Origin of the sequence: Kitasatospora sp. NPDC059827 (genome assembly GCF_042731675.1) — a bacterium.
Lineage (GTDB): Bacteria > Actinomycetota > Actinomycetes > Streptomycetales > Streptomycetaceae > Kitasatospora.
Genome location: NZ_JBHWIV010000012.1, coordinates 116,923 through 141,173 on the forward strand (window position 1 = coordinate 116,923; position 24,251 = coordinate 141,173).

At 72.5% G+C, this 24,251-nt stretch carries 33 protein-coding genes; 17 read left to right on the plus strand and 16 right to left on the minus strand.

The window, feature by feature from the left end:
* Positions 1 to 8: 8 nt before the first annotated feature.
* The 4 genes from ACFV8H_RS10730 to ACFV8H_RS10745 all read right to left on the minus strand — a co-directional run bounded on the left by ACFV8H_RS10730 (position 9) and on the right by ACFV8H_RS10745 (position 2,455).
* The gene (locus ACFV8H_RS10730; protein ID WP_380398348.1) at positions 9 to 419 is read right to left on the minus strand and encodes a VOC family protein; all 411 of its coding nucleotides are present in this window, start codon (positions 417 to 419) and stop codon (positions 9 to 11) included.
* A gap of 119 nt (positions 420 to 538) precedes the next feature.
* Positions 539 to 964, minus strand: a complete 426-nt coding sequence (locus ACFV8H_RS10735; protein WP_380398350.1) for a DUF6210 family protein — start codon at positions 962 to 964, stop codon at positions 539 to 541.
* Positions 965 to 1,453: 489 nt separating this feature from the next.
* Positions 1,454 to 1,639: a DUF397 domain-containing protein gene (locus tag ACFV8H_RS10740; protein ID WP_380398352.1), complete on the minus strand. Its 186-nt coding sequence runs from the start codon at positions 1,637 to 1,639 to the stop codon at positions 1,454 to 1,456.
* A 3-nt stretch (positions 1,640 to 1,642) separates the two neighbouring features.
* On the minus strand, positions 1,643 to 2,455 hold the full coding sequence (locus ACFV8H_RS10745) for a DUF5753 domain-containing protein (protein ID WP_380398354.1): 813 nt from the start codon (positions 2,453 to 2,455) through the stop codon (positions 1,643 to 1,645).
* A gap of 266 nt (positions 2,456 to 2,721) precedes the next feature.
* Here ACFV8H_RS10745 and ACFV8H_RS10750 point away from each other — a divergent pair, with 266 nt between their 5' ends.
* The 3 genes from ACFV8H_RS10750 (at position 2,722) to ACFV8H_RS10760 (ending at position 4,125) form a co-directional block, all read left to right on the plus strand.
* Positions 2,722 to 3,093, plus strand: coding sequence for an ATP-binding protein (locus ACFV8H_RS10750; RefSeq protein ID WP_380398356.1), 372 nt, complete (start codon positions 2,722 to 2,724; stop codon positions 3,091 to 3,093).
* Positions 3,090 to 3,362 (plus strand): hypothetical protein, encoded by a 273-nt coding sequence (locus tag ACFV8H_RS10755; RefSeq protein ID WP_380398358.1) that lies wholly within the window; start codon positions 3,090 to 3,092, stop codon positions 3,360 to 3,362. Before ACFV8H_RS10750 ends, ACFV8H_RS10755 begins: the two co-directional genes overlap by 4 nt.
* A 352-nt stretch (positions 3,363 to 3,714) precedes the next feature.
* On the plus strand, positions 3,715 to 4,125 hold the full coding sequence (locus ACFV8H_RS10760) for a hypothetical protein (RefSeq protein WP_380398360.1): 411 nt from the start codon (positions 3,715 to 3,717) through the stop codon (positions 4,123 to 4,125).
* 71 nt (positions 4,126 to 4,196) lie between these two features.
* On the opposite strand, the gene ACFV8H_RS10765 is transcribed toward ACFV8H_RS10760, so the two are convergent.
* Positions 4,197 to 4,646 (minus strand): RNA polymerase sigma factor, encoded by a 450-nt coding sequence (locus ACFV8H_RS10765; protein WP_380398362.1) that lies wholly within the window; start codon positions 4,644 to 4,646, stop codon positions 4,197 to 4,199.
* Positions 4,647 to 4,771: 125 nt separating this feature from the next.
* Positions 4,772 to 5,395, minus strand: coding sequence for a TetR/AcrR family transcriptional regulator (locus tag ACFV8H_RS10770; RefSeq protein ID WP_380398364.1), 624 nt, complete (start codon positions 5,393 to 5,395; stop codon positions 4,772 to 4,774).
* A gap of 146 nt (positions 5,396 to 5,541) precedes the next feature.
* On the opposite strand from ACFV8H_RS10770, the gene ACFV8H_RS10775 reads away from it, so the two are divergent.
* The 4 genes from ACFV8H_RS10775 to ACFV8H_RS10790 all read left to right on the plus strand — a co-directional run bounded on the left by ACFV8H_RS10775 (position 5,542) and on the right by ACFV8H_RS10790 (position 8,069).
* Positions 5,542 to 6,207, plus strand: a complete 666-nt coding sequence (locus tag ACFV8H_RS10775; protein ID WP_380398366.1) for a DUF998 domain-containing protein — start codon at positions 5,542 to 5,544, stop codon at positions 6,205 to 6,207.
* A gap of 68 nt (positions 6,208 to 6,275) precedes the next feature.
* On the plus strand, positions 6,276 to 6,488 hold the full coding sequence (locus ACFV8H_RS10780; protein WP_380398368.1) for a DUF4287 domain-containing protein: 213 nt from the start codon (positions 6,276 to 6,278) through the stop codon (positions 6,486 to 6,488).
* A 201-nt stretch (positions 6,489 to 6,689) separates the two neighbouring features.
* Complete coding sequence (locus ACFV8H_RS10785; RefSeq protein ID WP_380398370.1) at positions 6,690 to 7,394, plus strand: DUF5995 family protein; 705 nt, start codon at positions 6,690 to 6,692, stop codon at positions 7,392 to 7,394.
* Positions 7,395 to 7,514: 120 nt separating this feature from the next.
* Complete coding sequence (locus ACFV8H_RS10790) at positions 7,515 to 8,069, plus strand: GNAT family N-acetyltransferase (protein ID WP_380398372.1); 555 nt, start codon at positions 7,515 to 7,517, stop codon at positions 8,067 to 8,069.
* Between the two features lie 78 nt (positions 8,070 to 8,147).
* Here ACFV8H_RS10790 and ACFV8H_RS10795 read toward each other — a convergent pair whose 3' ends face one another.
* A complete protein-coding gene (locus ACFV8H_RS10795) occupies positions 8,148 to 8,996 on the minus strand; it encodes an NmrA family NAD(P)-binding protein (RefSeq protein WP_380398374.1) in 849 nt (282 codons plus the stop codon).
* 323 nt (positions 8,997 to 9,319) lie between these two features.
* Between ACFV8H_RS10795 and ACFV8H_RS10800 the strand changes: the two genes are divergently transcribed.
* A complete protein-coding gene (locus tag ACFV8H_RS10800; RefSeq protein WP_380398375.1) occupies positions 9,320 to 9,523 on the plus strand; it encodes a hypothetical protein in 204 nt (67 codons plus the stop codon).
* 40 nt (positions 9,524 to 9,563) lie between these two features.
* Here ACFV8H_RS10800 and ACFV8H_RS10805 read toward each other — a convergent pair whose 3' ends face one another.
* Positions 9,564 to 10,553 (minus strand): zinc-binding alcohol dehydrogenase family protein, encoded by a 990-nt coding sequence (locus ACFV8H_RS10805; protein ID WP_380398377.1) that lies wholly within the window; start codon positions 10,551 to 10,553, stop codon positions 9,564 to 9,566.
* Between the two features lie 110 nt (positions 10,554 to 10,663).
* On the opposite strand from ACFV8H_RS10805, the gene ACFV8H_RS10810 reads away from it, so the two are divergent.
* Positions 10,664 to 11,059 (plus strand): ArsR/SmtB family transcription factor, encoded by a 396-nt coding sequence (locus ACFV8H_RS10810; RefSeq protein WP_380398379.1) that lies wholly within the window; start codon positions 10,664 to 10,666, stop codon positions 11,057 to 11,059.
* 3 nt (positions 11,060 to 11,062) lie between these two features.
* On the opposite strand, the gene ACFV8H_RS10815 is transcribed toward ACFV8H_RS10810, so the two are convergent.
* Complete coding sequence (locus ACFV8H_RS10815) at positions 11,063 to 11,629, minus strand: hypothetical protein (protein ID WP_380398381.1); 567 nt, start codon at positions 11,627 to 11,629, stop codon at positions 11,063 to 11,065.
* Between the two features lie 148 nt (positions 11,630 to 11,777).
* Positions 11,778 to 12,545, minus strand: a complete 768-nt coding sequence (locus ACFV8H_RS10820) for a CDP-alcohol phosphatidyltransferase family protein (RefSeq protein WP_375883244.1) — start codon at positions 12,543 to 12,545, stop codon at positions 11,778 to 11,780.
* A 299-nt stretch (positions 12,546 to 12,844) separates the two neighbouring features.
* On the opposite strand from ACFV8H_RS10820, the gene ACFV8H_RS10825 reads away from it, so the two are divergent.
* Both ACFV8H_RS10825 and ACFV8H_RS10830 read left to right on the plus strand, forming a co-directional pair.
* Positions 12,845 to 13,504, plus strand: a complete 660-nt coding sequence (locus tag ACFV8H_RS10825) for an NUDIX hydrolase (protein WP_380398383.1) — start codon at positions 12,845 to 12,847, stop codon at positions 13,502 to 13,504.
* Between the two features lie 73 nt (positions 13,505 to 13,577).
* Positions 13,578 to 14,267, plus strand: a complete 690-nt coding sequence (locus ACFV8H_RS10830; RefSeq protein ID WP_380398385.1) for an HAD family hydrolase — start codon at positions 13,578 to 13,580, stop codon at positions 14,265 to 14,267.
* A 21-nt stretch (positions 14,268 to 14,288) separates the two neighbouring features.
* On the opposite strand, the gene ACFV8H_RS10835 is transcribed toward ACFV8H_RS10830, so the two are convergent.
* From ACFV8H_RS10835 to ACFV8H_RS10855, 5 genes are all read right to left on the minus strand, one after another.
* Complete coding sequence (locus tag ACFV8H_RS10835) at positions 14,289 to 14,981, minus strand: YidC/Oxa1 family membrane protein insertase (RefSeq protein ID WP_380398387.1); 693 nt, start codon at positions 14,979 to 14,981, stop codon at positions 14,289 to 14,291.
* 111 nt (positions 14,982 to 15,092) lie between these two features.
* Entirely contained in the window at positions 15,093 to 15,386 is a 294-nt protein-coding gene (locus ACFV8H_RS10840; protein WP_380398388.1) for a DUF6412 domain-containing protein, read from the minus strand.
* 91 nt (positions 15,387 to 15,477) lie between these two features.
* Complete coding sequence (locus ACFV8H_RS10845) at positions 15,478 to 15,867, minus strand: hypothetical protein (RefSeq protein ID WP_380398389.1); 390 nt, start codon at positions 15,865 to 15,867, stop codon at positions 15,478 to 15,480.
* 137 nt (positions 15,868 to 16,004) lie between these two features.
* Positions 16,005 to 17,459 carry a hypothetical protein gene (locus ACFV8H_RS10850; RefSeq protein WP_380398391.1) on the minus strand — a complete coding sequence of 485 codons (1,455 nt, stop codon included), beginning with the start codon at positions 17,457 to 17,459 and terminating at the stop codon, positions 16,005 to 16,007.
* 3 nt (positions 17,460 to 17,462) lie between these two features.
* Positions 17,463 to 17,873, minus strand: a complete 411-nt coding sequence (locus ACFV8H_RS10855; protein WP_380398392.1) for a hypothetical protein — start codon at positions 17,871 to 17,873, stop codon at positions 17,463 to 17,465.
* Positions 17,874 to 18,001: 128 nt separating this feature from the next.
* On the opposite strand from ACFV8H_RS10855, the gene ACFV8H_RS10860 reads away from it, so the two are divergent.
* The gene (locus ACFV8H_RS10860; protein WP_360240707.1) at positions 18,002 to 18,286 is read left to right on the plus strand and encodes a type II toxin-antitoxin system prevent-host-death family antitoxin; all 285 of its coding nucleotides are present in this window, start codon (positions 18,002 to 18,004) and stop codon (positions 18,284 to 18,286) included.
* Positions 18,279 to 18,701, plus strand: a complete 423-nt coding sequence (locus ACFV8H_RS10865; protein WP_380398394.1) for a type II toxin-antitoxin system VapC family toxin — start codon at positions 18,279 to 18,281, stop codon at positions 18,699 to 18,701. The genes ACFV8H_RS10860 and ACFV8H_RS10865 overlap by 8 nt, the downstream gene beginning before the upstream one ends.
* Before the next feature lie 28 nt (positions 18,702 to 18,729).
* Here ACFV8H_RS10865 and ACFV8H_RS10870 read toward each other — a convergent pair whose 3' ends face one another.
* Positions 18,730 to 19,806: a Gfo/Idh/MocA family oxidoreductase gene (locus ACFV8H_RS10870; RefSeq protein ID WP_380398396.1), complete on the minus strand. Its 1,077-nt coding sequence runs from the start codon at positions 19,804 to 19,806 to the stop codon at positions 18,730 to 18,732.
* A gap of 210 nt (positions 19,807 to 20,016) precedes the next feature.
* Between ACFV8H_RS10870 and ACFV8H_RS10875 the strand changes: the two genes are divergently transcribed.
* The 4 genes from ACFV8H_RS10875 (at position 20,017) to ACFV8H_RS10890 (ending at position 24,204) form a co-directional block, all read left to right on the plus strand.
* The gene (locus ACFV8H_RS10875; protein WP_380398397.1) at positions 20,017 to 20,796 is read left to right on the plus strand and encodes an HAD-IIA family hydrolase; all 780 of its coding nucleotides are present in this window, start codon (positions 20,017 to 20,019) and stop codon (positions 20,794 to 20,796) included.
* Positions 20,797 to 20,878: 82 nt separating this feature from the next.
* Positions 20,879 to 22,180, plus strand: a complete 1,302-nt coding sequence (locus ACFV8H_RS10880; RefSeq protein WP_380398399.1) for a low temperature requirement protein A — start codon at positions 20,879 to 20,881, stop codon at positions 22,178 to 22,180.
* 43 nt (positions 22,181 to 22,223) lie between these two features.
* Positions 22,224 to 22,952, plus strand: a complete 729-nt coding sequence (locus tag ACFV8H_RS10885) for a uracil-DNA glycosylase (RefSeq protein ID WP_375883267.1) — start codon at positions 22,224 to 22,226, stop codon at positions 22,950 to 22,952.
* Positions 22,953 to 23,229: 277 nt separating this feature from the next.
* A complete protein-coding gene (locus ACFV8H_RS10890) occupies positions 23,230 to 24,204 on the plus strand; it encodes a glycoside hydrolase family 6 protein (RefSeq protein WP_380398401.1) in 975 nt (324 codons plus the stop codon).
* Positions 24,205 to 24,251 lie beyond the last annotated feature (47 nt).

Sequence of the window (24,251 nt, forward strand, 5' to 3'; positions counted from 1 at the left end):
TGCGGTGGCTACGCGTTGGACCAGGAGCGGGTGGAGAGCACCAGGAGGTAGCCGTCCGGGTCCTGGACGGTGACGCCCCAGGCGTCCCAGTACGGGTTGTGCGCGGGGACGCGCTTGCCGCCGTGCTGTTCGAGCCGCTCGATCAGTTCCTCGTCGACCGGTCGGCCGAGGTAGACGACCAGCAGGTCGTCGGCGGTCGGCCGCGGTTCGACGGGGGCGGCGGGGTCGTGGACGAGTTCCAGGTGCCAGGCGGCGCCGGGCCAGCCGACCATGAGGAGCGAGTGCTCGCCGGGGGTGCCGTCGGTGGTGTGCCGGTACAGGACGTCCAGGCCGAGGCCGGCGGCCCAGAAGTGCTCGGCGGCGGCGAGGTCGCGGGAGGGGCGGGCGATGCGGATGTGGGCGGTGGCGTCGGCCGGCACGGTTCTGGCTCCTGGGCGGGTGGGGGGAGGGGGCGGGGACAGTAGCGAGCCTAGGGATCCCGGGGGCGGGTGCCATCGGGCGCCGGTCCTAGTCCGGCGGGCCCAGGTCCGGCCCGTCCTCAGTCCGAGTTGGGCCAGACCAGGACGCCGGGGCCGTCCGGGGTGAGCACGGGCACCCAGGCCTCGTCGGTCTCGGCCAACCGGTCCTCGTCGAGCCGCAGTTCGTGCGGTTCCTCGGTGTCCCCGTCGCAGGCCCAGTAGGTGATGCCGCGCAGGGCGTCCCGGAGTCGGTCGAGTTCGCCGTCGGACCAGGTGTGGTGCTGGGTTCCGGCGCCGCGGAAGTCCCGCTCGAACAGTTCGCGGAGTGCGGCGAGGCCGTCGGGGCCGGTCACCGGGACGAGGAAGCCCTGTAGTTCGCCTTGGTGGCAGGAGGTGCCGCCGTACTGCTGTTGGTAGTGGACGCCGGTGGGGGCGGTGACGACCACGTACAGCCAGCGGCCTGCTGTGCCGTCCGGGTCGAGGAACACGAATCGGTGTGCGGCCATGGTGGGCAGTCTGCTGGACGGGTCGGGGGATGGTCCAGGGCAGGAGGTGGTTCTTGCCGGAACGCGAACGGCCCGGCACCTGTGAGAGGTGCCGGGCCGTTCGACTGTGGAGCGCCAGGCCCGGATTGCACGGACTCTTCCTACTGAAAGTAGGACGTACTCTGGTAGTACCACTGACGCCTGACGAGGTTTCATGTCCCTCGCGACGAGATGAACATTAGCAGCTCAACGCCCATGATCCGAATCGGGCAGCGGCTGGTGATTGTTGGCGGGGAACGCGAACGGCCCGGCACCTGTGAGAGGTGCCGGGCCGTCCGACTGTGGAGCGCCAGGCCCGGATTGCACGGACTCTTCCTACTGAAAGTAGGACGTACTCTGGTAGTACCACTGACGCCTGGCGAGGAACTGTGTTCCTTGCGACGAGAAGAACGTTAGCAGCTCAGAGTGCATGATCCAAAACGGGCCCGGGCGGTCCGGTTGGGTCGGGGGTCAGGCGTCGAACTCCCCGTCGCGGATGGCGGCGACGAGGTCGCGCCACTCGGTCGGAGTGAGCTGGGCGATGGCGTCGGGGAGCAGGCTGCTGCGGACGTAGACGGCGTCGGGGGTGACGGCTACTTCTGGGCAGTTGCTCGCGTTGGAGCATGCACTGGGCCGAATCCAGGAGCGGTTCTCCATCGGTTATATCTCCTTCTTGATCTTCGCGATCAGATCGCGGGAGCCTTCGACCGAGAGAGACCTGTCAGTCATCTGCTCGACGACCGAGCGGTACTCCTCCAAGTGCTCGGTCAGGTGGAGGAAGATCGGACCCTCCATGGAGTCGTAGCTCACGGTGTCGAGCCGGGGAACGGGCCCGTTCGCGTAGTTGATGGCCTGACCGGGCCCTTTGAAGCCTCCAGCGGCAAAGCTGATCACTCGAAGCGTGACATGTGGCAGCTGAGACAACTCCAGCATCCAGTCCAGCTGTTCCCGTGCCACATCGCGACCGCCGAACTGCATGCGGAGAGCCGCCTCGTGGACGATCGCCGTGTAGGGATGGGTGCCTTTCGCCATCAGCATCTCGGAACGCCGCATACGCTGCTCGACGCGCGTTTCCACTACCCGCGGAGTCAGCCGGACCTGGTTGTCCTGGAAGATCGCGCGACTGTACTGCTCCGATTGCATGGGCCCTGGCGGATGGCAGATCTGGTAGGAGTACATGCCCTCTGCGTGGTGCTCGAATTCGCAGATGTCGAGAAAGCCCTGCGGCACGAAGCCCCGGTATTCGTCCCACCAGCCCTTGCGTCGGTCCTCGGCCATGGCTGCAAGGGCATCGATGTATGCGGTGTCGGTCTCGCCGAACGCGTCGGCGAGCGTCCGAACTCGCTCAGCCGTGATGGGGTAGTGCCCCTTCTCGACCTGAGTGATCTTCGTCCGGTCCAGGCCGAAGACGGCGGCGGCCTGAGCGGTTGTTTGGCTGGCGCTGTCGCGCATCTTCCGCAGCTCGATGCCCAACCGTTCCTGCCGGGCTGTTGGGGTGGTCCGTGGTGGCATGGCCCAAGCATCTACGCCGACTCGTGATCAGTCCAGCGACTACAGGTGGGCCATGTTTCCGGATCTGGTGGCACATGTGAGTGCTGATGCCCTACAGTCTGTGATGCACCGATTACCGAACGGATCGTCAGTAACGCCGCTCGGGCTCCGAAGAACACCCATGTCCAGTGGGCTCGTTCACGGCGACGCATCCGTCGATCTCACCCGTTCCCCTCTGGGAGATCCCTGTGCGCAACCTCCTCAACTCCCCCTTCCCCTCCCTCGCGGTCTCCCGCGACGCCCTCCACGAGGCCCTGACCAGCCTGGACTGGCCCCCGGCCCTCATCTCCGACGCCCAGCTCGCCATGGTCGAACTGATCGTCAACTCCTGGCGCCACGCGAACACCCCCGCCCCGGTGGTCGTCATCCTCCTTCGCGGCAACACCCTCCGGGTCGGGGTCTCCGACCGCTCCTCCGCCCTCCCCGAGCAGCGCCCCTTCGACCCCTACTCCGAGTCCGGCCGGGGCCTCCGGTTGGTCGAGGGCCTCACCCACCGCTGGGGTGTCGACCCCCGGAAGCTCGGCAAGACGACCTGGTTCGAGCTGGACGGTGTCGCGTGAGCGCCCACCACCCGATCCACCCCGCCGACCCGGCCCTGCTCCACCTCACCGGCCCCCAACTCACCGAACTCCTCATCGAACTCCGCACCGAGGGCCGCGAGTTCGGCATCCTCTGGCCCTCCGTCCACCCGGGCGAGACCAACCTGGCCGGTCGCCGGCTCGTGAACTTCGGCAACGTTCCGGCGAGCACCCTGATCAACCTCCTCGCGCTCCTCCGCGAGTACAAGCGCAGCCGTGACGGCGGCCCCCACCGATGCTCGGGCTCCTGATCATCAACCTCCTGGCCGCTCTCGTCGGCGCGCTCTGCGAAACCCGCTCCACCCGCTTTTGGCGCAAACCGACCGACGTTCGACCCCCGTCCGGTGGTGCCCGCTCTCAGTAGCCGATTCCGGCCCGTACGTAGGAAGTCGGCCCGGTCGACTTCCTACGCACACCCCCACCCGTACCGCCCTCGCGCGCAAGATCCGTAAACACTCCTGCGACCAAAGTGGCGCATCGACATCCTTGCTGCACATGGGACTTGACGTTCCATCATGTCGTTGAAAGAGTCTGCGACCGCGCGAACTCCAGTGCGAACAATGCGAGTTCGACAGCACCTTCATCGACACGGGGAGACTTCTCATGTTCACCAAGAAGATTGCCGCCGCGGCCGTGGCCGTGGCCGCCGCGGGCGTCCTCGGCACCGCGACGTCCGCTTCCGCGACCGGCGCCACGCTGTACGACACGAAGACCGTGGTCGTCAACGACACCGGCCACCTGGGTTCGATCTGTACGTCCCGGACCCTCAACCTGGCGGCGGGCTCCTACGGTTGGGGTTTCGTCGACATGGCCCCGATGGTGAGCAGCACCGTCAAGCTCGCCGCCGGAACCTACGTCTGGACCGACTGCCTGACCCAGGGCATGGACTACTACTTCCTGGACTCGAAGATCCAGCTCAAGAACAGCTCTGCGGCCCCCGCCGTGCTGGACGCGACGCGCTGGCTGAACGTCGGTTCCTACACCTTCGGTAGCTTCCTCAAGCCGAACTTCTAGGGCCTGGGCCCGAGGTGCCCCGCCCTCCACTGCGGAGGGCGGGGCACCCGTGGCTCCGGGCCGACCCTTCCCTAGCGGCCCTGGAGGTAGGTTGGGGTGGCCGTCGGGATGGCCGTCGGGATGGCCGTCGGGATGGCCGTCGGGATGGCCGTCGGGGTGGCGGTCGGGGAGTACGTCGGGGTCCCCGTCGGGGCGGGCGTGGGGGTTGCGGTCGGGGTGGACGCCGGGGCCGTGGTCCTGGGCGAAGGCGGCGGGCAGTCCCACGCCGACCCCGCGATCAGCAGCAGGGAGCCGCCGGCCATGAGGGCCCCCGGGTGCGACGGCGGGACCTGACGCAGGTACGCCTCGGGGGCCTGGGCGGCGACCTTCGGCCAGGCGGACCACAGCTTGATCAGTCCCTCCTGGAGCAGGTCCTCGGCCCGGTGTCGGTCTCCGCCGGTGAGCAGGCGCGCGAGGTGGAACAGCGCGGACCAGCGGGCCGCGACGAACTCATCGAAACCATCCGCTCGCGAATGCCTCATCCAGCACCGCCCTTCCGATCTCCGAACGCCTGTACCTGGGGAAAGGCACTGGCCCCCGCCCGCTATGCATCCCCTCCCTGTGAACTGGATCACTGCGCTCCCGGTCCGGCCCGGTCCGGCGCGGTTCAGCGGTAGGCGGCGAGGAACGCCCGGACGCCGGCTTCGGCGTAGCGCTCAAGCTCGGCGTCCGTGTGCTGCGGACTGCCGTGGAACATCGCCTTGTTCACCGGGATCCAGAGCAGCAGTCCCGAGAAGTGGTTCGCCGCGAGCAGTGCGTCGTCCACCTTGAGCGCGCCTTGGTCGGCGAGTCGCCGGAAGGTGTCGGCGAGGGTGGCGAGCACCCGCTCGAAGCCCTGCTCGTACCAGGTGGCGCCCAGTTCCGGGAAGTTGTCGGCGTTGGCGATGATCAGCCGGCGCAGCTGGAGCACCTGCGGCCGGGTCAGGGTGGTGAGGAACTGCCGGGCGAGGGTGCCCAGGTTCTCCTCCAGGTCGGCCGGGTCGGCCGGGATGTCGGACACCAGGTCGATCATCGCCTCGATCCGGTCGGTCGTGGCGAGCACGATCTCGGCGAACAGCTTCTCCTTGTCGGCGAAGTGCTTGTACACCGTCTGCTTCGACACGGCCGCGAGCTTGGCGATGTCGTCCATGCTCGTGCCTGCGTAGCCCTTGGCCATGAAGACCGTGGTCGCGGCTTCCATGATCGCCTGGTGCTTGCGGGCCGACCGGTTGCCGGGCTCGTTCGCTTCCAACTCCTGTCTCCCTTCTTTCTCGTGGGCTTCTCGTTCTGGGCGGAACAGTACTGGACAGTCCAGTTCCTGCTCCAGTACCGTACCGTCCAGTTCCGCAGTACTGGACAGTCCAGTTCTGGCAGCCTTACGTCCTTGGGGGGATTTCCATGGCTCAGCAGGCGATCGACACTGCTTCCACCTCTGCCACCACGTTCACCGGCCAACGTGCCCTGCTGGTCGGCGGTGCCCTGGCCGGGCCGCTGTTCCTCGGCCTCGGAGTGGCCCAGGGCCTCACCCGCCAGGGCTTCGACTTCTCCCGCAACGCCATCAGCCAGCTCGGCCTCGGCGACCTCGGCTGGATCCAGGTCGCGAGCTTCCTGCTCACCGGCCTGCTGCTGGCCGCCGGTGCGGTCGGCCTCCGCCGCACCATCGGCGGTACCCCCGGCGGCACTTGGGCCCCGAGGCTGATCGCCGCCTTCGGGGCCTCCTTCCTCCTCGCCGGGGTCTTCAAGGCCGACCCCGGCGCGGGCTTCCCGGCCGGAACGCCGGACGGCCCCGGTGAGCTGAGCGGCCACGGCACCGTCCACCTGCTCAGCGGTACCCTCGGCTACCTGGCGCTCTGCCTCGCCTTCCTCGCCCTGGCCCGGCACTTCGCCGCGCGCGGCGAGCGCGGCTGGGCCCTCGCCCTCCGCATCGTCCCGGTCGGTGTCCTGGCCGGTTTCGCGGGCTCCGGCGCCACCGTCATCGCCTTCACCCTCGGCGCCGGTCTCGGCCTCCTCGCCCTCACCGCGGCGATCCTGCGGGCCGGCGCCCTTGTCGGTGCCGACCGCTAGCGTGTGAGCAGTGACGTCACCTCAGAAGAGCTACCTGCCAGTCGAGTAGAGAACAGGACACCCCCGCGATGACCACCCCCGTCAAAGGCCCCGCCAGCTACTTCCCCGCGATCGAGAAGAAGTACGGCCGCCCGGTCGAGGAGTGGCAGGGCCTGATCCGCAGCTCGCCGCTCACCAAGCACATGGAGCTCGTCGCCTGGCTCAAGGGTGAGCACGGCCTCGGCCACGGGCACGCCAACGCGCTCGTCGCCCACACCCTCGCCGAGCACACGGCCGGCTGACCGGGTCGCCGCCTGCCGCCTGCCGCCTGCCGTCCGCTGCGGGTTGCCTGCTGTCGTGTGATGTGGGGCGAGGTGGGTGCGGCTTCCGGGGATTCCCTTCATCCGTGCACTACCTTTCGTGCTGCACCGCCACGCTCCGTAATCATCCGGCATCCGGAGCTGCTCGGCATCCGCACCGACCCGTCGCACGGAAGGCTCGCCATGACCACCCAACTCCCGGCCACCATCGACGAAGTGATCTCCCGCATGGAGCAGATCGACCGCGAACTCGACCCGCGCGACGGCGTCGCCTGCTTCAACCGGGTGTACCTGAAAGTCACCAAGATGGTGAAGCAGCACGTCACCGAGGGCACCTTCAAGGACGGCGCCTTCCTGGAGCGGATGGACGTCATCTTCGCCGGGCACTACCTCCAGAACGTCGAGGCCGCCAAGGCCGGACGCCAGGTCGAGGGTTCCTGGCAGCCGCTGTTCGACGTGCGCGGCAACCGGGTCATCTGGCCGATCCAGTTCGCGCTGGCCGGGATGAACGCCCACATCAACCACGACCTCGCCCTCGCCGTCGTCGAGACCTGTCAGGAGCGCGGCACCGCACCCGAGAACCCGCCGGTGCACGAGGACTTCGAGAAGGTCAACGACCTGCTCGCGAGCGTGGAGGCCGAGATCCGGGCCGAGTTCGAGTTGCAGCTCGTCAAGGTCGCCACCGCGCCCGCCGAGCAGCTCAAGCACGCGGTCAGCGCGTTCAGCATGTCCACCGCCCGCGAGGTCGCCTGGTTCAACGCCACCCAGCTGTGGAACGCGCGCAACAACCCGATGAAGTACCAGATGGTGCTCACCGGCATGGTCGGCTCGGTGAATGCCACCAGCAGGGTGATCCTCGTCCCCGTCATCCCGCCGCCGGCCGCCTGACGGGAGCGGACGCCGCCCGCGGTCGCCGGGCGCGGTCGCCGCCCGCGGTCGCCGGGCGCTCCTCGGGACGGAGGTGGAAAGGGGGTTGCGCGGAGGTGCCGCACCGCTGACGATCATGCGATGAACACAGTGATCAGACGGGTACGGGCCGAGGAGTGGGAGCGGGTCAAGGAGCTCCGCCTCGCCGCGCTGCAGGACCCGGTCGCGGGCATCGCCTTCCTGGACACCTGCGAGAACGCCGCCGCCAGGCCGGACGAGTTCTGGCAGGAGCGCACCGCCGGCGCCGCCGAGGGTGATGCGGTGCACCAGCTCGTCGCGGAGGCCGAGGACGGCCGCTGGCTCGGCAGCATGACCGTGCTGGTCGAGCGGCCCGGCGGGAGCGGCGCCCTCGGCGGCGACGTCATCACCGTCCCGCAGACCCATGTCGTCGGGGTCTACGTCCGCCCCGAGGCGCGCGGCACCGGTCTGGCGCACGAGTTGATCCGGGCCGCCCAGGACTGCTCCTGGGCGCTCACCGAGCCCCGGGTCCAGCGGGTCCGGCTGTTCGTCCACGAGGACAACGCCCGGGCCGAGGCGATGTACCTGCGGGCCGGCTTCCGCCGCTCCGGGGTCTCCGTGCCGGTGCCGGGGGACGCGACGCACCGGGAGATCGAGCTGGCGGTCGAGCGGGGCTGAGGCTCGCCGCCCGTCTGTCCGTCTGTCCGCCTGGCTGCTGCCGCCCGCCGCCCGCCGCCCGCCGCCCGCCGCCCGCCGTCAGCGGAAGTCGTCCGCGTGCTCCCGGACCCAGGAGCGGAAGCTGCGGGCCGGGCGGCCGAGCACCTGCTCGACCGTGTCCGTCACCCGTTCCGGTTCACGGGTGAACGACTCCCAGGCCCGCAGCCGGGACTCCACGAAGGCCGCGTTGCCCCAGGCCGCCGTCAGCTGCTCGCGGGCGGCCTCCGGCGCCAGCTCCTCCCAGCGGACCTCGGTGCCGAGCTCCTCGCCGATGATCCGCACCAGTTCGGCGTGGGCGAGCGACTCGGGGCCGGTGACCAGGTACTTCCTGCCGTCGTGCCCGTCCTCGGTGAGCGCCCGGACGGCCACGTCCGCGATGTCGCGCTCGTGGACCAGCGAGCGGCGCGCCCGCCCGTACGGCCAGCGGACCACGCCCGTGCGGACCTGGTCGGCCCAGCCGAGCGCGTTGCCCGCGAAGTCGATCGCGCGGACGAAGGTCCAGGCCGGGCCGGAGTGGCGGATCAGCCGCTCGATCTCCTGGTGGAAGATCACGGCGGGTTCGTCGTCCGCGAGGTCCGGTACGTCAGTCGAGAGGTAGACGACGCGCTCGGCGTGCTCGGCGATCAGCTCGACCACCCGCGGCTGCACCGGGATCCCGGGCCACATCAGGTAGACGCCGTCCACTCCGCCGTCCACCCCGCCGTCCAGCGCGGCCGTCAGGCTCTCCGGCGCCGTCAGGTCGCCCTCGACGACCTCCACCCCGGCGGGCAGCGCGGACCCGGCCCGGTTCCGCACCAACGCCCTTACCCCGTGCCCGCCTTCGACCAGCGAGGCCACCACGTGCCTGCCCACACTGCCGTTCGCGCCGATCACCAGAACCTTGGTCATGCCGGGCCCAACTGCCCGACCGGACCGGCCTATTCCCCTCGCGCGGCCCGGGCGGCGCAGTCCCGGTCGGCCGCGTCGATCTCCTGGCCCGCCGTGTCGGTGAGGTGGAAGCAGTGGCCGTAGGCCCACACCGTGACCGAATCCCGGCGGTGGTCGACCTGGAAGGGCTCGTCACTTTCCGTGCGGGCCCTAGGCTCGGCCGATGCCCGACCTTGTTTCCGCCTCTGCCACCGCCTCGGCCCCCGCATCCGCCGCCGCACCTGCGGATTCCTCCAACGGCGCCCTGCGCCTCGCTCACCGAACTGGCTGCCGACTGCGACCTGTTGCTGTGCGAGGGGGAGGGTGATGACCCCGCGCACCACACCGCCGAGCGGGCCGCCGCGACCGCCGCAGCGGCCCGGGCCGGTCGGCTGGTGGTCACCCACGTCGGCCGGGCGCTGACCCCGGCGGAGGCGGTGGCCCGCGCCGCGTCCCGGTTCGCCGGCCCGGTCGGGCACGCCGATCCGGGAGCGGTCCTCACGGTCTGACGGGCCCGGCCGGATCGACCTGCCTGCTCGGTGCGAACGGTCAACCGCCCACCCGCACCACGTACTTGCCGGTGGCCCGCCGCTCCTGCATCGCGTCGTGGGCGGCCGGTACGGCCTCCAGGTCCGGGAGCTCGGTGAGCGGCACGGTGAGTCCGCGGTGCGCCTGGAGGTCGAGGGTGGTGCGGATGGCCCGGGCGAGGCGTTCGGGTGCGGTGGCGGCGTAGCCGCGGTGGCTGAACCCGGTGACGGAGAGGTTGCCGCCCATCAGCCGGCCGAGCGGCGGCAGGTCGCCGAGCTCGCCGCCGCCCGCGTTGCCGAACAGGACGATCCGGCCGCCCGGCGCGGTGACGGCGAGGTCGAGGTCCAGGGCGGCGGTGCCGAGCGGGTCGAGCACGAGGTCGACGCCCCGGCCGTCGGTGGCGGCGCGGACGGCGTCGGCGAGCTTCTCGTCGCGGGCGAAGGCGTGGTGGTAGCCGAGTTCGACGGCGGCTGCGGCCTTCTCCGGGCGGCCGACGGTGCCGATCAGGGCGCCCCCGCCGCCGAGCAGCGGGACGAGCTGGGCGACGGCGCTGCCGATCCCGCCGCCGGCCGAGTGGACCAGGACGTTGTCCCCGTCGGCGAGCCGGCCCGCGTCGGTGAGCAGCAGGACGGCGGTGGCGAGGCCGAGCGGGGCGGCGGCGGCCGCGCTGAGCGCCAGCCCGTCCGGGACGGGGAGGGTCAGGACGGCGTCGGCGAGCACCACCTCGGCGAGTCCGCCGCCGACGGGCGCGGCCGCGACCCGGTCGCCGACGGCGAGCCCGGTGACGCCTTCGCCGAGCGCGCGGACCGTACCGGCGACCTCCTTGCCCGGCAGGTACGGCCACTCGGCGGTGTAGCCGCCGTCGCCGCGGCGGGCCATCACGTCCACGAAGTTCAGTCCGGCCCAGGCGACGTCGATCGCGACCTGGCCGGGGCCGGGTCGCGGTGCCTCGACCTGCTGGATCTCGGAGTTCTCGGCTCCACCGGGTGCGGTCATCACCAGTGCGCGCATGTCGGTCCCCCTCGACTACGATGTTCGACGAACGACGAAATTGCCGTGGCACAGTGGTACCACCGCGTTTCGTCGTTTGTCGAACATCGCAGATCAGAGGAGGTAGGAAGATGCCCCGCAGCACCCGCCGCCGGCCGGCGCTCGTCCACCCCGCGGTCGAGGAGATCGACCTGTACGACGTCCTCCACGCGCTCTCCGACCCCACCCGGATGACCATCGTCCGGGTTCTGCGCTCCGAACCCGAACGGGCCTGCGGCACCTTCCCGGTGGACGTCGCGCCCTCCACGCTCAGCCACCACTTCAAGGTGCTGCGCGAATCCGGTGTGATCAGCCAGCGCGAGGAGGCCAACCGCCGGTTCTCCGCGCTGCGGACGGTCGAACTCGAACGACGCTTCCCCGGGCTGCTGGACACCGTCCTGGCCGCGCTCGCCCGCAATGAGCCCGGAGGAGAGTTCGGAGAACAGTCCGGAGATGAGCCCGGTGCCGAACCGGCCTGGCACGGTTAGGAGTCAGGCGGCGGCCGCGCGGTGCCGGCGGTGGTACGAGACGGTGACCGCCGCCAGCAGCGGGCCCCAGGCGACCGCGGGCAGGTAGAGGAAGCCGACCAGCAGGTGCCCCTGCGGCGTCATGTTCGGGTGCGGCACCGCCCACCAGGCGAGGAACGGCGTCCAGAGCACCGTCAGCCCGGCCGCGCCCAGCGAGGCCGCCAGGACGACCCGGCGCGGGTTCACCGGCCGCCCGCCGAGGAGCGGGACCCAGCGCGGCGGCACCGTGCCCCACGGCCGGACCAGGCCCAGGGTGAGCAGCGCCAGCGCCTCGGTGAGCACGCTCAGGGTGAGCGGCCAGACCGCGTCCCAGCCGGTGAAACCCACCGCGTGGTAGCCCGCGTCGGTGTATCCGCCGTGCCATCCGAGGGTCAGCCCGAGCCGCCACAGCCCGGCCGGCAGCGCGGTCACCGCGGCCGCGTGGGCGGCCCGGACCGCCCAGCGTGGCGGGGCGGGAACGGCCGCAGCGGCGGAAGCGGAAGCGGGAGTGGCAGTGGTGCGGGGGGTGGTGGTCGGCCGCGGCGTCGTCATGGCCCCACCCTCCGGTGCGGGCCGGTGGTGCCGCGTCCGCCCGGCGGCGGGCTTGCGCCGGGCCCCTCCCCCGGCCGGGGGAGGGGCGTCTCAGCCCTACCGCAGCCCCGCCGCGGTCGCGGGTGGGTGGGTGGGTGGGTGGGTGGCCTCAGCGCAGCCGCGAGGAGGACAGGATCGACGCGAGGTGCGCCACCACCATCCCCCAGGTGATCACCGTGATCCCGGCGAGCGTCCACCGGGTGGCGTCCAGGTTGTGCAGTCCGGCGTCCACGGCGGCGGCCGCCAGCAGCACCAGCGAGGCCTCGATGCCGTTCGTCACCCGGTGGATCTTGAAGATCGAGGCGAGCCGGCGGGCCGTCGCGATGCCCTGGGAACGCGGCTGGGTGGACTCCTCGTCCGCCGGCGCCTGCCCGCTGCGCGCCCGGGCCACGTCCACCAGGTCCGTCGAGGCCTTGAGCAGGACGACGCCCAGCGCGGCCGCCAGGCCCGCCGACACCCACAGCTCCGAGCCGCCGCGCGCCGCCCGTACACCCGCGCCGATCATCAGCGCGGCGTCCGCCAGGTAGGCGCCCAGCCGGTCCACGTACACCCCGGCCATGCTGAACTGGCGCTTCCAGCGCGCCACTTCGCCGTCCACGCAGTCGAACAGCAGGAACAGCTGGAACAGCACCGCCGCGAGCACCGCGCCGGTCAGACCCGGGATCAGCAGGGCCGCGCCGCCGCCGACCCCGCACACCACCATCACCCAGGTCAGGGTGTTCGGCGAGACCGAGGTGCGCACCAGCTGACGGGTGGTCCGCAGCGAGAGCGCCCGCATGTAGAGCCGGCCCGCCCAGTGCTCACCGTTGCGGCTCTGCAACTTGGCCTGCGGCTGGCACACCTCGCGCAGCTCGGCGAGCGCCGGAGCAGCCACCATGACGACATCCCTCCACCTGTCCCGAAACGATCACCACAGGCTACGGCCTCCGGAGGGGGCGCCTGACCAGCCGGTACGCCCCCGGCGTCCGGGAAAACCGGTGGGCCGCCCGAACACCCCCGGGCTAGGCTTCGCGGGTTCACCGGAACCGGAGCCCCCGGGCCCGATCGCCCGTCCCCGCAAGCCCGTTGACGCCGTTCCGCGCGACGCCGCCCGGCGTGACGCGGTCCGGTGCGGGGCGCTCCGGCGCGGGGCGGAGCGGATGTGCCCCGGGGGCGGAACGAGGAGAGTCCAGCACCATGGTGACCACGGACACCGCCCCGCAGGGCCCCGCCCCGCAGAGCCCCGAGCCGCAGGGCCCCGAGCCGCAGAGCCCCGACCTGGCCCGGCTCCTGGCCGGCCACCGGCCGCAGGGCCCGGTCGAGACCGCCGACCACGCCAGGGCGACCGCCCTGGTCGACGCCGCCGCCGATGCCGCCGATGCCGCCGATGCCGCCGATGCCGCTGACGCCGCCGACGTCTGGGACCGCGGCACCCCGCTGCACTTCACCGCCTCCGCGCTGATCGTCCACCCGCCCACCCGCCGGGTGCTGCTGCGCTGGCACGTCCGCCAGCAGGCCTGGCTGCAGGTCGGCGGCCACGGCGACCCGGGGGAGACCCTCCCGCTGGACATCGCCCTGCGCGAGGGCCTGGAGGAGACCGGCCTCACCGACCTCACCCCCTGGCCCGACGCCACCCTCGTCCACCTCGCCGTGGTGCCCGTCCCGGCCTCGCCCGTCGAACCCGCCCACGAGCACGCCGACCTGCGCTTCCTGCTCGCCACCGACAGCCCGGACGACGCCCGCCCGGAGAACCCGGCCTCCCCGCTGGAGTGGCTGAGCATCGAGGAGGCCCGGCAGCGGACCACCGAGGAGAACTTCCGCGAGACCCTCGACCGCGCCGCCCGCCTGCTCGGCTGAACCACACCGCCCGGCCGACCGCGCCGCCCGCCCGGCTGAACCACACCGCCCTCACCCAAGGACCCCACCCCTGATGCACACCGACCAGATCCTCATCTTCGACGCCGACGACACCCTCTGGGAGAACAACGTCCTCTTCGAGCGCGTCATCGACGGCTTCCTGGACTGGGCCGCCGCCCCGGAGGGCCGCGACGACGCCCGGGCCCTGTTCGACCGGATCGAGGCCGCCAACGTGGCCACCCTCGGCTACGGCGCGACCGTCTTCCGGCAGAGCCTCGCCGACTGCCTGCGGCAGCTGAACGGCGACCGCACCCCCACCGCGGCCGAGCTCGCCCGGATCGACGAGCTGCTCACCCCGCTCACCCGGCGCGGCGGGGTCGAACTGATCGCCGGCGTCGCCGACACCCTCGCCACCCTGGCCGGCCGCCACCGGCTCCTCCTGCTCACCAAGGGCGACCAGGAGGAGCAGCAGGCCAAGGTGACGGCGTCCACGATCGACCACCACTTCGGCGGGATCCACATCGTGGCCGAGAAGTCCGTCGACACCTACCGGCAGCTCACCGCCGAGCTCGGCCTCGACCCGGACCGCACCTGGATGATCGGCAACTCGCCCAAGTCCGACATCGCCCCCGCCCGCCGGGCCGGCCTGCGCACCGTCTTCATCCCGCACGAGCACACCTGGGTGCTGGAGCACGAGGAGCTCGGCCCGGACGCGGCGACGCTGCAGCTCGCGACCTTCCCGGAGCTGCTGCGCCACTTCTGAGCGAACGCGCCGGCTCCAGACCTAGACCGCGAGCGCCGTCGCCGGGACCTGCCCCGTGCCCCGGTACAGCCAGGCCCGCTCGGAGGCCGACCACACGCTGGTGGTGAGCAGGTAGAGCGCGGCGGCCACCGGCACCAGCATCGCGAAGACCACCGACGCGAAGGACAGGTACGGCAGCAGCGCCGCCCCCGGCTGCGGGGTGGTCTGCGCGGCCGCCGCGCGCCGGGCCCGGCGGTAGTTGACGTACCCGACCGCCGCCAGCCCGGCGTACAGCAGGCCGAACACCGCGAACTGCCCGGCGCCCTGCGCGTTCCCGACGTGCAGGCCCAGCGGCACCCCGAACAGGGTGTGGTCCAGCAGGTCGTTCGGGGTGGTGAAGAGCCGGTACATCACCGAGAAGAACGGGATCTGCACCAGCATCGGCAGGCAGCCCGCGAACGGCGAGACCTGCTCCTCCCGGTACAGCTCCGCGAGCGCCTCGCGCGCCTTCTCCGGGTTCTTCCTGTGCTTCGCGTTCAGCGCGGCGACCTTCGGCGCCAGCTTCGAGCGGGCCTTCTCCCCGCGCGCCGCCGCCCGCGCCAGCGGGTGCAGGCAGAGCCGCACGGCGAGCACGAACAGGACGATCGCCAGTGCCGTCGGCAGGGCGTGGGCGAGCGTGGCGACCGCGGCGTGGGCGACGGTGACGGCCGGGTCGAGAACAGACAGAACGGACATGGTGAAGCGAGCCCTCCGGGGTCTCAGAACATGAGTGATCGGCGGAGGACGGCCGCGAAGAAGGTACGGGCAGCCGCGGAAACGCGGGCACCGTACGGGAGAACTGCGGGACTACGCGGCCGCCGGGGCCGCTCCCGGCGCCCTGGGGCGTCGCCTGCCCCGGGCGTCCGGATCACGCTGCGGAAGGAACGCCGTACGGAACGCCCGGCGCCGCAGCACCCCGCTGCGCACCGCGGCCGGGGCCCGTGCCCCCAACAACCGCGCCCCGGCGAGGGCCCCCGCGACCGCCCCGGCCACCAGGACCATCGCCGCCACGGCGGCGACGGACGCGAGCCCGCCGCCCTCGGTCACCAACTGCCCGGTCAACACCCGGAGCAGGCCCAGCACCATCGCGACGAACTCCACGGCGGGCCCCCCTCTCGATGTCTTCCCGGCTCCGGACGTTCAGCACGACGATCCTACGACCTCCCGGGTCCCCGCGGTACAGGGGATTTCCTCACGGAGCATCCACCGCGTGCACCCACACCCGCGTCGAGCCGTCCGCCTCCACCGTCAGCCAGACCGACTCCGCGAGGCGCTTGCCGTGACCGGGCAGCGGCCCGGCGACGACGGAACCGTGGCGCAACGCCCCCGCCGCCTTCGGGTCCGGCGCCCCGGCCTGACGGAACCCCTCCGACACGCCGGTCCCGAGGTCCGTCCCGGCGTCCGGACTCACCGGGATCCCGAGCCCGTCCAGGAACCCCCGCTCCTCTCCCGGCGGCAGCCGGAAGGACAGGAACGCCGAGTCGTCCTGGAACCCCTGCCGGTACGCCCACCGCAGCTCACCCGCCGACGCCGGCGGCCGCACCCGTGCGAACTCCGTGACCCGCTCCGCCGTCACCGTCATCCACGCTCCGGGCCGTCCACCGTCCGCCGCCGGATGCCGGTCCCACTCCCGCAACCAGTACAGGCCCCCCACCGCGCCCACCACCAGAACCAACGGGAGCAGGACACCCAGAAGGAGCGTCCGCCCTTGCCGTCGCCTCACCGTCCCCGCCTCACGGCCTCGCCCCCGCGTGGCCCCCCGGCCCCCTGGAGGTCGGTGCCGCTCACGGGACCGCCCTCCCCGTCGTCGAGCCGGACGGTGACCGGCCGGGTCCTGCCGACGATGTCGTACTCCTTGGCCAGCCCGGTCCGGTGCAGGCTCGCCATGTCGGCGTCCGTGACGTCCGTACCGGCGATCGGCGTGCTCTTGCCCGGGTCCCAGTTGTAACGGTCCCAGACGTTGACCTGGTACTGCAGGGAGACCCGGGGCTTCCCGTCCGGCCCCGGGACGGCCGTCACCACCCCGGACGTGAGGTACGGATGACTCCCGACCGCCAGGTACCAGTTGCGGTCACCGAATGTGCGGTGGGCGACCGGGCTCTCCACGGGGACGGAGACCGGAGCCCCTCCCGACTTCTCGAACGCGTCCAACGCGGCCTGCCGCCACTGGGCCGTGTTGGCGGCCAGTTGGACGCCCGCGTCCGCCTTGAAGCCGGCGTCGTCGCCGAGCATGCGGTCGACATCCACGGTGAGGGGCGTGCCGGTGCCGTCCAGGTAGTGCGCCATGTTGACGGAGGCATCCGGGTAGCCGACGAGTGAGCCGCCGGCGACGAGGGCGAGGGCCGTCGCCCGGACGTTCTGCTCGTGCAGGCCCGGCTCCCGGACCTTCCACGGCCCGGCTCCTTCGTCCGCTCTCGACCACTCGTAGTCGGTCGGGCCCAGGATCCCCGCCCCGACCAGCTTCGGTGAGTCGGAGGCGAGCAGCCCGGCCCGTACGGCGGGGTCGAGGGCTGCCCACCAGGCTTTCAGGTCGTCGGGGTTGCTCGGCATGCCCGCAGCCGCCTCCAGGTCCCTCCGGGCGTTGCGGAGCCCGTCGGGATGCGTCGCCGGGTCGACCTCCTCCGGGTTGAGCGCGCGCAGGGCGGCGGCCACGGCACCGTCGGCCTCGGTGGCCGCCGCCACGGCCGCAGTCATGACCTGCACGTACTGCTGGACTTCGTCCCACTTCCGCTTCTGGTACGCCACCGTCTCGGGGTCGTTCCGCTCCTCGCGGGAGAGTCCGGGCAGCGTGACCGAGCCGTCGGCGGCCACGGTCGCGCCCAGGGCCTCCGCGTCGCCGATCGCGCGGAGCAGCTTCCTCCTGGCTTCGGCGAAGGCCTTGCCGGCGCGGTGCAGAGCTGCGGAGACAGCCAGGGCCTCGAAGTGGAAGGCCGCCAACTCGTCGGCCAGGAAACCGACTTCCCGGGTCGCTTCGTCGGCCGCCGCGCCGGTCCAGGGCCGGCTGCCGGACGGTTGGGCGTAGGGCCCGCCGCTCCCACCCGTCAGCGGGTGCAGGACTCCCGACCGGACCTGGCCGGCAAGGTGCTCCAGATGACCGGAGGGGCCGGTCCAGATGTCGCCCGCGTGGTCGAGCGACTCGAAGGACGTCGAGCGGAGCTGGGCGAAGGACACCATGGTTCACGGCCCCTTGAAGGCGGTGGCGGCGGAGGCGTCGGTGGCGTGGTAGCTGCGTGCCGTGGTGTCCAGGCGGTCGGCCGTCAGGCCAAGCCGGTTGTCGAGGCTGGTCCAGCGGGCCTTCCACCAGGTGAGCGCCTGGGACAGGGCGGGCCCGCTGGCCCACCCCTCGGCCAGGGCCTGGACGGCCGCCACCGTGTCCGGTTCGACGCGGGTGACGGAGGACTTGAGCTCGCCACGCAGCCGCCGGGCTTCGCCGGCGGTCTGCTGGAGCACACCCGGCTGCACGAGGACGGGGGCGCCCGCGCCGACGGCGCCCGCCCACGGACCGGTGGGGCGGGGCAGGACGGTCGCCGGTGGAGCGTCCTGGCCGTAGAGCCAGGGGTTCTGGTCCTTCTCATCGGTGCCGGTCATGGCGAGGAGCCCCCCTCTGCGTGCTCGATCGGTGTTCGAACGTAGCCGATCGACCGGGGCGGCGAGGCGTGAATCCGTGAACGCGCGGGGTGTAGCCGTCGGTGCTACGCGGGGCTACCTTGGATGACATGAGGACGATTACCCAGCGGGAGTTCCGGAACAACTCCGCCGCGGTGATGGACGCGGTGGAGGCCGGTGAGACCTTCCACATCACCAGGAACGGGGTCGAGGTCGCGGAGCTGCGGCCGGTGTCCGGGCGGCGGCGGCTCACGGCGGAGGAGCTGGTGGCGCGGCACGTGAAGTTGCCGCGGGTGGACTACCAGGAGATGCGCAAGGAGGCCGAGGAGTACTTCGGGCCCGAGGAGCTCGTCGGGGACGAGGGCGACGACCCGTTCGAGCGGCGGCGTGGCTGAGCGCCGGAGGGCGTCCCGGCGGCGGCCCGCCGGGGTGCTCGACACCTGTGTGTACATCGACCTGGCGCTGATCAACCCCGGAGACCTGCCCGCTGTGCCGGAGCTGACCGCGATCACCTTCGCCGAACTCCAGCAGGGCGTCTCGATGGCCCGCGACCCGATCAGCCGGGCGGCCCGGCTGGAGGTGCTCGGCGCGGCGATGGCCGACTTCGACCCGCTGCCCTTCGACGCGGCCGCCGCCGCCCGCTACGGGACCCTCGTCACCCTGACCATCGCCGCCGGACGGCAGCCGCGCCCGCGCCGGATCGACCTGATGATCGCCGCCGTCGCCTCCGCCCACGGGCTGCCGCTGTACACCCGCAACGTGGCGGACTTCCGGGGGCTGGGCTCGGCGGTGGAGGTCATCGGGGTGTGAGGGCGCGCCCGCCGCCGCCGGGAGGTGGTCAACCCAGCCGGATCGTGCGGCCGGTGGCTGCGGAGGTGCGGGCGGCCTCCAGGACGGTGAGGGTGGCCACCGCGTCGCGCGGGTCGACCGGGGGCGGGGTGCCGGGGGTGGCCAGGGCGGCGGCGATGCCGGCGTAGAAGGCGGGGTAGTCGCCCGGGTCGGTGGGCAGGGAGATCAGGGACCCGTCGCTGCCCAGGGTGCCGTGGTGCTCGGGCAGGTCGGCGCCCCACGGGTGGGTGCCGTCCGGGCGGCGGCCCGACCGCAGGTCGGCCTCCTGCGGGTCCATGCCGTGCTTGACGTACCCGGCGGTGTCGCCGAGCACCCGCAGCCGGGGGCCGATCAGCGGGGTGATGGCGCTGGTCCACAGGTGCGAGCGGGTGCCGCAGGCGTGGGTCAGGGCGACGAAGGCGTCGTCGTCCACCACCGCGCCGTCCCGCCGCACGTCGATCTCCGCGTAGACCGTCTCGACCGGCCCGAACAGGGTGAGCGCCTGGTCGACCAGGTGACTGCCCAGGTCGTACAGGGTGCCGCCGACCTCGGCCGGGTCGGCGAGTTCGCGCCAGCCCGGCTTGGGCTTCGGGCGGAACCGCTCGAACCGGGACTCGAAGCGGTGCACCCGGCCGAGCGCGCCGCCGCGCACCAGCCGGCTCGCGGTGAGGAAGTCGCCGTCCCAGCGCCGGTTCTGGAACACCGACAGCAGGACGCCCCGCTCCTCGGCCAGCCGGCACAGCTCCAGCGCCTCCGCGGCGGTGCCGGCCAGCGGCTTGTCCACCACGGTGGCCAGGCCGGCCCGCAGGGCGGCACGGGCCAGCGGGGCGTGGGTGCGGTTGGGCGAGGCGACGACCACCAGGTCCAGCGCGTCCGGGTCGGCGAGCAGCTGCTCGGGGGTGTCGACGGCGCGGGCGTCCGGGTGCTCGCGGCGCAGCTGCTCGCGGCGCTCCGGGTTGGCGGTGACCACGGCGTCCAGCCGCAGCCCGGGCGTGGTGGCGATGAGCGGGGCGTGGAAGGCGGAGCCGGCCAGGCCGTAGCCGATCAGGCCGACGCGGAGGGGGCGGGGGGCGGTCAGCGGGTTCATACGGCCCACTCAATCACGGGGTGCCCCTTTGCTCCCGGTTTCCCGTTGCCTCGCTCTCGGCCCGGGGGCCGGGGTGTCCGGCGGCTGTCGCGTCCGGCGGCCGTCGCGTCCCGTTGGACGGGACGTTCTGTCCCCGGCCATCCGTGCGGATTAGGCTGTGGCGCGTCAGGGCCCCACCGCAAGACTTGCAACATTCCGGGAGACACGCACGTGGCAGACCGCAAGCCCATCGAGTCCTGGCTGACCGACATGGACGGTGTCCTCATCCACGAGGGCACGCCGATCCCCGGGGCGGAGGAGTTCCTCCGCCGGCTGCGGGAGTCCGGCAAGCCCTTCCTCGTCCTCACCAACAACTCCATCTACACCCCGCGCGACCTGAGCGCCCGGCTGGCCGGGATGGGCCTGGAGGTGCCGGAGGAGTGCATCTGGACCTCGGCCCTGGCCACCGCCAAGTTCCTCAAGAGCCAGCGCCCGAACGGCACCGCGTACGTGATCGGCGAGGCCGGCCTCACCACGGCGCTGTACCAGGCCGGGTACGTGCTGACCGACAACAACCCGGACTACGTCGTGCTCGGCGAGACCCGGACCTACTCCTTCGAGGCGCTCACCAAGGCGATCCGCCTGATCAACGCGGGCGCCCGGTTCATCTGCACCAACCCGGACGAGACCGGCCCCTCCACCGAGGGCGTGCTGCCGGCCACCGGCTCGGTCGCGGCCCTGATCACCAAGGCCACCGGTGTGGACCCGTACTTCGTCGGCAAGCCCAACCCGCTGATGATGCGCGAGGCGCTGAACACCGCCGGCGCCCACTCGGAGACCGCCGTGATGATCGGCGACCGGATGGACACCGACATCGTCGCGGGCATGGAGGCCGGCATGGAGACCATCCTGGTGCTCACCGGCCTGACCTCCGCCGGCGACGTGGAGCGCTTCCCGTACCGGCCGACCCGGGTGGTCACGTCGATCGCGGACCTGGTCGAGCTGGTCTAACCTCTGCGGTGCAGTCGCGAGCCCCGCCCCGGCCGAGCGCCGGGGCGGGGCTCGTTCCGTACGCGTGGGGAGGACCGGGCGGATGAGTACGGCGGGGGAAACGACGGCTGGGGGCACGGCCGGGGAGTTCGAGGCCGGGGAGGAGTCGGAGAAGCGGGTCACCTGGGCGGAGCTGTACTTCGACCTGGTGTTCGTCTTCGCGATCACCCAGGTCTCCGGGCTGCTGCACCACCAGCACGACCTGACGGGCCTGGTCCGCGCCCTGGTGGTGTTCGTGCCGGTGTACTGGTGCTGGGTCGGCACCACCGTGCAGGCCAACATCCGCGACGTGGACAACCCGCGCGACCGCCTGGGCATCCTGCTGGTCGGACTGGCCGGCCTGTTCATGGCGCTCGCCGTCCCGGGCGCGTACGGCGGCCGGGGCGTGCTGCTGGGCGCCGCGTACTGGCTGGCCCGGGTGGTGCTGCTGCTCCTGCTGGTGCGCGTCCCGGGGGTGTGGCGCGGTCCGTACGGGGCGGGCGTGCTGGTCAGCGGACCGCTGCTGCTGGCCGGCGGGCTGCTGCCGGACGGGCCGCGGCTGGTGCTGTGGGCGGCGGCCGCGCTCTGCGACCTGGCCGCACCGCTGGTGTTCCGGCGGCGGCTCGCCAAGGTGGCCTACCACCCGTCGCACATGCCGGAGCGGTTCGCGCTGTTCCTGCTGGTGGCGCTCGGCGAATCGGTGGTCGGGATCGGCGGCTCGGCCGCCGCGGCCCGGCTGGACGCGGCCGAACTGGCCGCCGTGGCAGCCGCGTTCACCATCTCGGCCGGGCTGTGGTGGCAGTACTTCGTGTTCGCGGCGGACGCGATGCGGCACGCCGTGGAGGTCGCCGACTCCCGGCGGGACGTGATCCGGCGGGTCTTCCAGTACGGGCACCTGGCCCTGGCGGCCGGGGTGATCGGGGTCGCGGTCGGCTTCGAGGAAACGGTCGCGGACCCGTGGCGGGCGCTCGGCGCCGGACCGGTGGGGCTGCTCTACGGCGGCTGCGGGCTGTACCTGCTGACCTTCGGGTACACCCGCTGGATGATGTTCCGGCTGGTCTCGACCACCCGGATCGTCGCGGCGGTGGTGGTGCTGGGACTGCTGCCCGCGATGGTGCGGCTGCCGGCCCTGGTGGTGCTGGTGGTGCTGGCCGTGCTGCTGGTGGCGCTCAACGGGGTGGAGCACGTGCGGGTGGGGCGGGCGGCCTCGGGCGGCCTCGGGCGGCGCCGCGGCCCCGGTCTCCCCCTCGGCCCCGGTCTCCCCCTCGGGTTCGGCCCCTGCGTCGGATTCGGCCGCTGCGACGGTGTCCGCCCCGGCGCCCGTGGAGTGAGTTGTCGGTGGGGCTGTGTAGCGTTCGGGGTGTAAGAGGGCGGGCGGCGCAGCAGCCGCGGTGTGGGAGGTAGATGTCGTGACGGACACGGTCGAGGCGGGCGTGGTCGAGGCCGGCGAGGGCGGCGGGCTGGAGCTGCCCGAGTCCTGGCGCGCGGTGCTCGGTGCCGAGACGGAGAAGCCGTACTTCGCGGAGCTGGCGGCCTTCGTGGCGGCCCAGCGCGCGGAGCACGAGGTGTTCCCGCCGAGCGGCCAGGAGTTCGCCGCGCTGCAGGCCACTCCGTACGAGAAGGTCCGGGTGCTGGTCCTCGGCCAGGACCCGTACCACGACAACGGCCAGGCCCACGGCATGAGCTTCTCGGTGCTGCCCGGGACGAAGACGCCGCCCTCGCTGCGCAACATCTTCAAGGAGCTGGACGCCGACCTCGGCATCCCGGCCCCCGACAACGGCTACCTGATGCACTGGGCCGAGCAGGGCGTGCTGCTGCTCAACGCGGTGCTCACGGTCCGCGCCCACGAGGCCAACTCGCACAAGGCGAAGGGCTGGGAGAAGTTCACCGACGCGGTGATCAAGGCGGTGAGCGAGCGCGAGGAGCCGGTGGTCTTCGTGCTGTGGGGCAACTACGCCAAGAAGAAGCTGCCGCTGATCGACACCGAGAAGCACGTGGTGGTCCAGGGCGCGCACCCGTCCCCGCTGTCCGCCAAGCTGTTCTTCGGCAGCCGCCCGTTCTCGCAGATCGACTCGGCGCTGGACGGCTTCGGCGGCGAGCCGATCGACTGGCGGGTGCCGGACCTCAAGCAGGGCTGACGCGCGATCGTGCCGTAGGTGGCCGTGGCTGGGCGGGGTTCGGATTCCCGTCCGCCCACGGCCACTTGTCGTTCACCGGTGGCGGCCGTCGGCCGGGGGCGGGTGTGCTTAGCTGGTGCCGACCGGTCGCCGGACCGGTCCGACGGGGGTGGGAGTCGGCTCGGAGGGGCGGTACGTGCGCGGGGTGGGACGGGTAGGAACGATGCGGTGGGTCGGGCTGGCGGCGGGTCTGGCGTTGCTGACGGTCGCCGGGTGCGGTAGCGGGGGCGGCGGCGGGGTGAACGGACCCGGAGCCTCCGCAGCATCCGGAGCGCCCGGGGCCCCCGGAGGCTCCGCCGCGACTCCGGCGGCCGGCGCCACGGGCCTCAACCAGCTTCCCGGGCAGGCCTTCTACGTCTCCGACCGCACCAACGCCGCCCAGCAGGTCACGGCGCTGCGCGGCCAGGGCCGTGCGGCCGAGGCCGACACCCTGCTGCGGATCGCCGCCCAGCCCTCCTCCCAGTGGCTCGGTGAACAGAGCGCCCGGGAGATCGCCGACCAGGTGAGCCGCCGGGCCACCGAGGCGGGCCGGACGGCCGTCTTCGTCGCGTACGACATCCCGCACCGGGACTGCGGTCAGTACTCGGCCGGCGGCGCCGCCGACGCCGCCGCGTACCGCTCCTGGATCACCGGCGTCGCCGGGGCCCTCGGCGACCGCAAGGCCTGGGTGGTGCTGGAGCCGGACGCCGTCGCCCACACCCTGGACACCTGCGGGATCAAGGGCGACCTGGCCGCCGAGCGGTACGGCCTGCTGGCCTTCGCCGTGCAGGAGTTGAAGAAGCGTCCGAACGTCCGGGTCTACCTGGACGCGGGCAACCCGGGCTGGGCCCAGGACCCGGACGAGATGGCCGCGGCGCTGCGCAAGTCCGGCATCGCGGCGGCGGACGGCTTCGCCGTCAACGTCGCCAACTTCTACCCGACCGACCGGAACGCGGACTACGGCAACCGGCTCTCCGCCGCCCTCGGCGGCAAGCACTTCGTCATCGACACCAGCCGCAGCGGCAACGGCTCGGCGGGCGCCGAGTCCTGGTGCAACCCGCCCGGCCGGGCCCTCGGCGAGGCGCCGACCACCGAGACCGGGCGGCCCGGGGTCGACGCCTACCTGTGGATCAAGAACCCGGGGGAGTCGGACGGCGAGTGCGGCCGCGGCGAGCCCCGGGCGGGCGAGTTCTGGCTGCCGTACGCGCTCGGGCTGGCGCAGGCGGCGCGCTGAGCGGAGCCGCGCGCGGCCCGGCGCAAGCCCGGCTCGGCCCGGCGCAA

What these genes read in the sequence shown, in the direction of transcription:
- ACFV8H_RS10735 (WP_380398350.1), bottom strand. Translation starts at nt 964, where the DNA reads ATGGCCGCACACCGATTCGTGTTCCTCGACCCGGACGGCACAGCAGGC.
- ACFV8H_RS10740 (WP_380398352.1), bottom strand. Translation starts at nt 1,639, where the DNA reads ATGGAGAACCGCTCCTGGATTCGGCCCAGTGCATGCTCCAACGCGAGC.
- ACFV8H_RS10760 (WP_380398360.1), top strand. Translation starts at nt 3,715, where the DNA reads ATGTTCACCAAGAAGATTGCCGCCGCGGCCGTGGCCGTGGCCGCCGCG.
- ACFV8H_RS10765 (WP_380398362.1), bottom strand. Translation starts at nt 4,646, where the DNA reads ATGAGGCATTCGCGAGCGGATGGTTTCGATGAGTTCGTCGCGGCCCGC.
- ACFV8H_RS10775 (WP_380398366.1), top strand. Translation starts at nt 5,542, where the DNA reads ATGGCTCAGCAGGCGATCGACACTGCTTCCACCTCTGCCACCACGTTC.
- ACFV8H_RS10780 (WP_380398368.1), top strand. Translation starts at nt 6,276, where the DNA reads ATGACCACCCCCGTCAAAGGCCCCGCCAGCTACTTCCCCGCGATCGAG.
- ACFV8H_RS10785 (WP_380398370.1), top strand. Translation starts at nt 6,690, where the DNA reads ATGACCACCCAACTCCCGGCCACCATCGACGAAGTGATCTCCCGCATG.
- ACFV8H_RS10790 (WP_380398372.1), top strand. Translation starts at nt 7,515, where the DNA reads ATGAACACAGTGATCAGACGGGTACGGGCCGAGGAGTGGGAGCGGGTC.
- ACFV8H_RS10795 (WP_380398374.1), bottom strand. Translation starts at nt 8,996, where the DNA reads ATGACCAAGGTTCTGGTGATCGGCGCGAACGGCAGTGTGGGCAGGCAC.
- ACFV8H_RS10805 (WP_380398377.1), bottom strand. Translation starts at nt 10,553, where the DNA reads ATGCGCGCACTGGTGATGACCGCACCCGGTGGAGCCGAGAACTCCGAG.
- ACFV8H_RS10810 (WP_380398379.1), top strand. Translation starts at nt 10,664, where the DNA reads ATGCCCCGCAGCACCCGCCGCCGGCCGGCGCTCGTCCACCCCGCGGTC.
- ACFV8H_RS10815 (WP_380398381.1), bottom strand. Translation starts at nt 11,629, where the DNA reads ATGACGACGCCGCGGCCGACCACCACCCCCCGCACCACTGCCACTCCC.
- ACFV8H_RS10820 (WP_375883244.1), bottom strand. Translation starts at nt 12,545, where the DNA reads ATGGTGGCTGCTCCGGCGCTCGCCGAGCTGCGCGAGGTGTGCCAGCCG.
- ACFV8H_RS10825 (WP_380398383.1), top strand. Translation starts at nt 12,845, where the DNA reads ATGGTGACCACGGACACCGCCCCGCAGGGCCCCGCCCCGCAGAGCCCC.
- ACFV8H_RS10830 (WP_380398385.1), top strand. Translation starts at nt 13,578, where the DNA reads ATGCACACCGACCAGATCCTCATCTTCGACGCCGACGACACCCTCTGG.
- ACFV8H_RS10835 (WP_380398387.1), bottom strand. Translation starts at nt 14,981, where the DNA reads ATGTCCGTTCTGTCTGTTCTCGACCCGGCCGTCACCGTCGCCCACGCC.
- ACFV8H_RS10845 (WP_380398389.1), bottom strand. Translation starts at nt 15,867, where the DNA reads ATGACGGTGACGGCGGAGCGGGTCACGGAGTTCGCACGGGTGCGGCCG.
- ACFV8H_RS10850 (WP_380398391.1), bottom strand. Translation starts at nt 17,459, where the DNA reads ATGGTGTCCTTCGCCCAGCTCCGCTCGACGTCCTTCGAGTCGCTCGAC.
- ACFV8H_RS10855 (WP_380398392.1), bottom strand. Translation starts at nt 17,873, where the DNA reads ATGACCGGCACCGATGAGAAGGACCAGAACCCCTGGCTCTACGGCCAG.
- ACFV8H_RS10860 (WP_360240707.1), top strand. Translation starts at nt 18,002, where the DNA reads ATGAGGACGATTACCCAGCGGGAGTTCCGGAACAACTCCGCCGCGGTG.
- ACFV8H_RS10870 (WP_380398396.1), bottom strand. Translation starts at nt 19,806, where the DNA reads ATGAACCCGCTGACCGCCCCCCGCCCCCTCCGCGTCGGCCTGATCGGC.
- ACFV8H_RS10880 (WP_380398399.1), top strand. Translation starts at nt 20,879, where the DNA reads ATGAGTACGGCGGGGGAAACGACGGCTGGGGGCACGGCCGGGGAGTTC.